The sequence below is a fragment of the Ensifer sp. 22460 genome, assembly GCF_052044935.1.
GTDB lineage: Bacteria > Pseudomonadota > Alphaproteobacteria > Rhizobiales > Rhizobiaceae > Ensifer.
The window spans coordinates 46,962-53,129 of record NZ_JBQENZ010000041.1 but is presented as its reverse complement, the minus strand read 5'-3'; the positions used below and the strand labels follow the sequence as shown (position 1 = coordinate 53,129).

General features: G+C 57.2%; 6 protein-coding genes and 1 pseudogene. All 7 read right to left on the bottom strand.

The window, feature by feature from the left end; all coding sequences use genetic code 11:
• Positions 1-278, bottom strand: a pseudogene (locus tag ACTJKM_RS33460) (electron transfer flavoprotein subunit alpha/FixB family protein); the annotation flags it as partial.
• A 77-nt stretch (positions 279-355) separates the two neighbouring features.
• A complete protein-coding gene (locus tag ACTJKM_RS33455; protein ID WP_440661751.1) occupies positions 356-1,105 on the bottom strand; it encodes an electron transfer flavoprotein subunit beta/FixA family protein in 750 nt (249 codons plus the stop codon).
• Positions 1,106-1,470: 365 nt separating this feature from the next.
• The gene (locus ACTJKM_RS33450) at positions 1,471-2,172 is read right to left on the bottom strand and encodes a GntR family transcriptional regulator (protein WP_427142534.1); all 702 of its coding nucleotides are present in this window, start codon (positions 2,170-2,172) and stop codon (positions 1,471-1,473) included.
• Positions 2,173-2,285: 113 nt separating this feature from the next.
• Positions 2,286-3,656, bottom strand: coding sequence for an FAD-binding oxidoreductase (locus ACTJKM_RS33445; RefSeq protein ID WP_427142535.1), 1,371 nt, complete (start codon positions 3,654-3,656; stop codon positions 2,286-2,288).
• Positions 3,657-3,739: 83 nt separating this feature from the next.
• Positions 3,740-4,498, bottom strand: a complete 759-nt coding sequence (locus ACTJKM_RS33440) for an amino acid ABC transporter ATP-binding protein (RefSeq protein ID WP_427142536.1) — start codon at positions 4,496-4,498, stop codon at positions 3,740-3,742.
• Positions 4,495-5,220, bottom strand: a complete 726-nt coding sequence (locus ACTJKM_RS33435; RefSeq protein WP_427142537.1) for an amino acid ABC transporter permease — start codon at positions 5,218-5,220, stop codon at positions 4,495-4,497. Before ACTJKM_RS33435 ends, ACTJKM_RS33440 begins: the two co-directional genes overlap by 4 nt.
• Before the next feature lie 63 nt (positions 5,221-5,283).
• Complete coding sequence (locus ACTJKM_RS33430) at positions 5,284-6,165, bottom strand: transporter substrate-binding domain-containing protein (RefSeq protein WP_440636970.1); 882 nt, start codon at positions 6,163-6,165, stop codon at positions 5,284-5,286.
• Between the last annotated feature and the right edge of the window lie 3 nt (positions 6,166-6,168).

The following is a 6,168-nucleotide window of genomic DNA, read 5'->3' as shown; positions in this document are numbered from 1 at the left end:
GAGGTCGCAGCCGAGACGATGGCGTCATAGGAGCCGGCAAGCGACACGATGAGCGCTGCCAGCGGTTCGGCGAGGTTGTTGCCGAGGCTTGCATCGTCGGCGAGCAGGACCTTCGTCACGCCCGAGAGCTTTGCAGCCGCATCGGCCGCAGCCTTGGCACCAGAGCCGGCGACGAGCACATGCACGTCGGAACCGATCTTCGATGCTGCCGTCAGCGCCTTGGCGGTCTGGTCGGAAAGGGTTGCGGTGTCGTGATCTGCCAGAAGAAGAATGGCCATGGTTGTGTTCTCCCTTGATTCCTTCGGTTCATGCCCTTGTCCGAAAACCGGTTCCCACTTTTCGGGGCATGAACGCCTTAGAGCACGCCGGCTTCGGTCTTGAGCTTTTCGACCAGCTCGGCGACCGACTTAACCTTGACGCCTGCCTTGCGGCCCGACGGCTCCTCGGTCTTCAGCACCTTCAAGCGCGGGGCGGTATCGACGCCGAAATCGGCCGGCGACTTCTTGTCGAGCGGCTTCTTCTTCGCCTTCATGATGTTCGGCAGCGAAGCATAACGCGGCTCGTTGAGGCGCAGGTCCGTGGTGACGACGGCCGGAAGCTTGACCGCGATGGTCTGCAGACCACCGTCGACTTCGCGCGTCACCTCGGCCGAACCGTTGCCGATCTCAACCTTCGAGGCAAACGTCGCCTGTGGCCAGCCGAGCAGCGCCGACAGCATCTGACCGGTCTGATTCGAATCGTCGTCGATCGCCTGCTTGCCGACGATGATCAGGCCCGGCTGTTCGGCTTCCGCGACCCCCTTGAGGATCTTGGCGACGGCGAGCGGCTCGACGGCATCATCAGTCTCGACCAGGACGGCGCGATCCGCGCCCATGGCGAGCGCCGTGCGCAAGGTTTCTTCCGCCTTGGCCGGACCGACGGAGACGACCACAACTTCCGAGGCCTTGCCGGCCTCCCTGAGCCGCAGAGCCTCTTCAACGGATATCTCGTCAAACGGGTTCATCGACATCTTCACGCCGTTCAGGTCGACGCCAGAACCATCCGGCATAACTCGGACTTTCACGTTCGCATCGATGACGCGTTTCACTGAAACAAGAATTTTCATGACTGGACTTTCCGGCGCAATTTTTGATGAACCTTCAATATATTCTGCAAAGTTGGCGTCAAGCGTTTTCTCGCGAATTCGTTTTAAAGATACGAAGAATCTGGGATGATGCTCTGCATAACGCGGAGAGCCCGCCGCACTCGCCCGCTGGAAAACCGCGCGAAAGAGTCTCTATCGAGCGCAGCTTGATATTGTCACTCTCGCTATCGCAGCCGGCTAGTCGAGGTGTGATGGTTCATGAGAACACGTTGAGGGGAAAATCGAAAGGACCTTTCGGCCCGCGCTACGCCTCCTTGGCAAGGGGGCCACCTCAAGTAATGTCAGCGCAAACGCTCGCAAGGCTCCGTGAAATGAGGCTTCCTTGTTTAAAGCATGCTGGCTCCGTCATTCCCGTCGTCGTCTGCAAACTGACCATGCACAAGCAGAAAATCGAGGCCGGACCGGATGTCTTTCGATATGGCCGCACCTGCCTTGGCCGCGTCGCGTGCCACGAGCGCGTCGACCGCTTCCTCGCAATAGGAAGTCGCCCGAGCGTCGCCGGGTGCGACGCTAAGATGTCTGAGGAATGGACCGCACTGGAGCCAAAGGAGTTCGATATGTGATCTCAAAGTCTCCGAGCTGCAGTATTTGTAAATTCCGAATTTTAGCTTCTGATTGAAATCCAAGTATTGCTCGAGATTGTTGTCATTCAGCGCCTTAATAAGACCGTCGCTTGAACGGCGAAGCTCCCGAAGACCATCACTATCGATACGCTCGCAGGCTTGGAGCGTCGCGTGACTCTCAAGAAGAGCCCGTAGCTCCATGACTTCCTTAAACCGCGTCCTGGTGGCTATCGGAATAGCATACGTGCCGTTAGACTTCTGAACCAATGCTCGCTCGGCTAGTAACCGACCCAAGGCAGCACGCGCAGGCATCTCGCTGGTTCCGAGTGCTTTACCGACCATTCTTCCGCTGAGCTTCTGACCAGGCTCGAACCCGCCCCGCATCAGCACGGTTCGGAGTTGCTCGTACACTTGGTCTTGCATCGACTGAAAATCGATCGGTTCTAGTGCAAGTCCTGACTTCATAGTGGTTCTCAATTCAGGCATCCATATTCGTATAAAAGCACCAACACTGAATGCTGGGTAGGTCAAGCCGGGTGAAACTACCCGCCCGGCCGACTCGGTGATCGCGGCCGTGCCTAAGGAAGTACTTTCCCCGGATTCATAATGTTGTTTGGGTCGAGTGCCCTCTTCAAGGTCCACATGGTTCCGATAGCATTTTTGTGCTCCCATTCCATATACCTGGTCTTGCCATATCCGATCCCATGCTCGCCGCTGCATGTGCCACCGAGAGCGAGCGTTCGTTCGATAAGCCGATCATGAATCTCCTCGGCTAATTCAAATTCAGAGTGAACCTCCGGGTCGATGACCATGCCAAGGTGGAAGTTTCCATCACCGACGTGGCCGATAACGCTCACAAAGAACGGCACGCGTTCCAGGTCTTCGCGTGTCAGCCGAATGATTTCAGAGAGTTTAGAGATCGGAACGCAGGAATCGGTACCGTACACGCGTGCGTTGGGGCGCATCGCGAGGAGAGCATAATGCGCCTCGTGCCTTGCGTGCCATAGCTTATTGCGCTCCTCGATGTCGGTCGAGGACTCCAATTTTGATCCACCGTGTGACGCGACCAGTTCGGAGATCTGAGCAATCTGATCATCGACCGACGCGGTTGAGCCGTGAAATTCGAAGAACAGCGTTGGCGCGACATTGAGCTCGAGCTTGGAAAAGCGATTGACCGCGACAATGGTCTGCTCATCAAGGAACTCCACTCGGGCAAGCGGAATGCCGAGCTGTACTGCTTCCGTGACCAAGGTGACCGCGTCTTCGACGGTTGGGAAGCTCGACACACCAGATGCAATAACTTCGGGAAGGCCATATAGCTTGATGGTGACTTCCGTGATCAATCCGAGCGTGCCTTCGCTGCCAACGAAGAGGCTCGTAAGGTCGTAGCCTGCGGCGGATTTCCGCGCACGAGAGCCGGTTCGAATGATCTCCCCACTCGGAAGCACCACCTCTAGGGCCAGCACATTCGCCTTCATGTTGCCGTATCTGACGGCATTGGTGCCGGATGCCCGCGTAGCCGCCATCCCACCGATCGTCGCATCCGCGCCGGGATCGACCGGGAAAAAAAGGCCCGTATCCCGGAGATAGGAATTCAATTGTTTACGTGTCACGCCGGGTTCGACCGTCGCGTCGAGATCCTCGGCGTTGACAGCAAGCACAGCATTCATTCGGCTGAGGTCGATGCATACCCCGCCCCGCAGCGCATTGACGTTGCCCTCCAGGGATGTGCCCGCTCCCCAGGGCACAACGGGAACGCCGGCTTCGTTGCAGATCCTCAGGACTGCGCTCACCTCCTTCGTCGAAACCGGGAAGCACACCGCTTCCGGAGGAGCCGACGGCAAGTGGCCCTCCCCGCGGGAGTGCTGCTCGATTATGGAAGGATTAACACTGATCCGGTCGCCAAGAATCGCGGCAAGCCTCTCTTTGATGTTTTCGGCGAGTTTCATGTCATTGGCTTTCAAGGGAGTGATGGCATCCAACGCTGCGATATGGGCAAAAGCGACGGCCACTTGTTCAAGGGTAGCGCGCCCTACCTGCGGGTAAGGCTGCGCAGGAAGCTTTCCTTGCGGGCACTAGTGGACACGTCGAAGAATTTCTCGGGAGGAGAATCCTCGATGATGACGCCGCCTTCCAGAAACACAATGCGGTCAGCCACTTCGCGCGCGAAGTTCATCTCGTGTGTCGCGATGATCATCGTCATTCCCTCGTTGCGGAGTTCGCGCATTACCGAGAGAACTTCGTGTACGAGCTCGGGGTCGAGCGCCGAGGTCGGCTCGTCGAAAAGCATGGCTTCAGGTTTCATGGCGAGCGACCGCGCGATTGCGACCCGCTGTTTCTGACCACCCGAAAGTTCGTCCGGGTAATAGTCATGCCTCTCGGCCAGCCCCACCCGCGTGAGAAGATCCATCGCCCGCTGTCGGGCGTCAGCCTTCGAGATCCCGAGCACTTGGACGGGTCCCTCCATGACGTTCTGCAACGCCGTCATGTGAGGAAACAGATTGAAGTCTTGGAACACCATTCCCAGACGGGCGCGGACCCTGGCGATGCGGGTCTGGCTGTGAGGCTTCAGCCCTTCGGGAATCTCATCGTAATAAACCCTCTCGCCGTCGAGACGGATCTCACCGGCAGTCAGTGCTTCGAGATTGTTGACACAGCGAAGCAAGGTCGACTTGCCGCTACCGGAGGGGCCGACCAGGCAGACGACTTCCCCCTTGCGTATCGCAAGCGACACTCCGTTGACGACGGCCAAGGATCCATAGGATTTGTGGATATTGTTTAACAGGATCATCGGCTGGAACCCCTAGCTTCTATTGAATCGACCAGATTTGGCTTCGACGGGGCCGATCTCACACGGCGCTTTGTATGCATGCGTCGCTCCAGATATCGGACGAACAAGGCAGCAGGGAAACCAGCCACGAAATAGAGGATCCCGGTTACCGTATAGACCGTGAAATATTGATACGTGGAGGACGACACGAGGTTGCCGGTATAGAGCAACTCATTGACGGTCACGACGGACGCAAGGGCCGTGTCCTTGAAGAGCGCGATGAAGTAATTGCCTAGCGTGGGAGTCACAACCTTGAAAGCTTGAGGCAGAATAATTCTGATGAACGCCTTGGCCGGGGTCATGCCCAGGGCGGCCGCCGCATTACGCTGTCCGTCAGGAATGGATTTTATGCCACCGCGGTAGACCTCGCTGAGATATGCCGTGTAGTTCACCGTCAATGCCACAACCGCTGCGGCGAACGGATCAAGCTGAACGCCGGCAGCCGGAAGAACGTAGTACACGTAGAACAACTGCAAAATCAGAGGTGTGCCGCGAATAATCTCCACCAACGCTTCGAAGGGCAGGCGGACGAGCCAGAGGCGCGAGGTCCGAACGAGCGCCAGCGGAATGGCCAGAACGCCGGCCAGGACTATAACGATCAGCGTGAGCAAAATCGTATTTCCTAGCCCTTGCAACAGTACATATCCGTATGACCGGATCACGTCTAAGTTCAAGAGTTCCATCGTGTTCTTCGCCGATGGTCACCGGCCGATTTAGGATCGACCAGTGACGCAGTCGCTCCTTAATCAGTTCACTTGCAGCGGGAAGTAGAAGAGATTGCGATCCGAAAGCCCATTCCTGCGAAGGACCTCTGACATGGCGCCCGAAGCTCTGGCTTCCGCCAAAGCCTGATTGAAGGCGGCACGGAAGCTGCAATCCTCCTTGCGGAAACCAAAGCGGGCATAACCGTAGCCGTTCTTCAAAAGATCGTCCGGGATCGGGAAGCTCGCGAGGGATTCGACGTTCGCGTCGGGATTGGCCTTCTTAAACTCGGCGGCCAGGAGATCGTACTCAACGACTACGTCGACCTTGTCCTGCTGGATGGCAGCGAACTCTTCCGCATAGCTTTGGAAGCGCGTGGCTTCGATACCGACCTTTTTCAGGTATTCGTCAGTACCGGTACCAAGAAGAACCCCGACGCGAACGGTCGCAAGATCTTCGAAGCTCTTCACCTTCTTTGGGTTCCCCGCTTGGACAACGACAGCGGGGCCATACCACCAAACCGGACCACTGAAAGCGATAGTCTTCGAACGTTCGGGGGTTACGTGTAGGTCGGTTACGACCATATCGATACGGTTAGAAAGCATCGACGGAATGAGCGAGTTGAACGCGCCCGCCTCATAGGTGATCTTTGTGATACCCATGTGCTTGAGGACTTCTGCGTGTAGCTCCACGTCGATTCCTACGGCCTTGCCCGACGCCGGGTCGATACCGGACCAGGGCATAGCCGCAGCCACGCCAAGCTTCACACCGTTCTCGATCGCGTTTTCATAAGACTCGTCAGTACAAGCTGGGTAGTCTGCTGGTACTTCATAGTACGGTACCGCTGCCACAGCGTGAAATCCTATGCCGACACTCATGATGATTGCGGCGCAGGTCGCACTCAAATAACTTGCAGTTCGGTTCATTTC

Bases quoted from the DNA above. Each gene is read 5' to 3' on its own strand.
- ACTJKM_RS33445 (WP_427142535.1), bottom strand. From the start codon at position 3,656: ATGAAACTCGCCGAAAACATCAAAGAGAGGCTTGCCGCGATTCTTGGC.
- ACTJKM_RS33440 (WP_427142536.1), bottom strand. From the start codon at position 4,498: ATGATCCTGTTAAACAATATCCACAAATCCTATGGATCCTTGGCCGTC.
- ACTJKM_RS33430 (WP_440636970.1), bottom strand. From the start codon at position 6,165: ATGAACCGAACTGCAAGTTATTTGAGTGCGACCTGCGCCGCAATCATC.
- ACTJKM_RS33435 (WP_427142537.1), bottom strand. From the start codon at position 5,220: ATGGAACTCTTGAACTTAGACGTGATCCGGTCATACGGATATGTACTG.
- ACTJKM_RS33455 (WP_440661751.1), bottom strand. From the start codon at position 1,105: ATGAAAATTCTTGTTTCAGTGAAACGCGTCATCGATGCGAACGTGAAA.
- ACTJKM_RS33450 (WP_427142534.1), bottom strand. From the start codon at position 2,172: ATGAAGTCAGGACTTGCACTAGAACCGATCGATTTTCAGTCGATGCAA.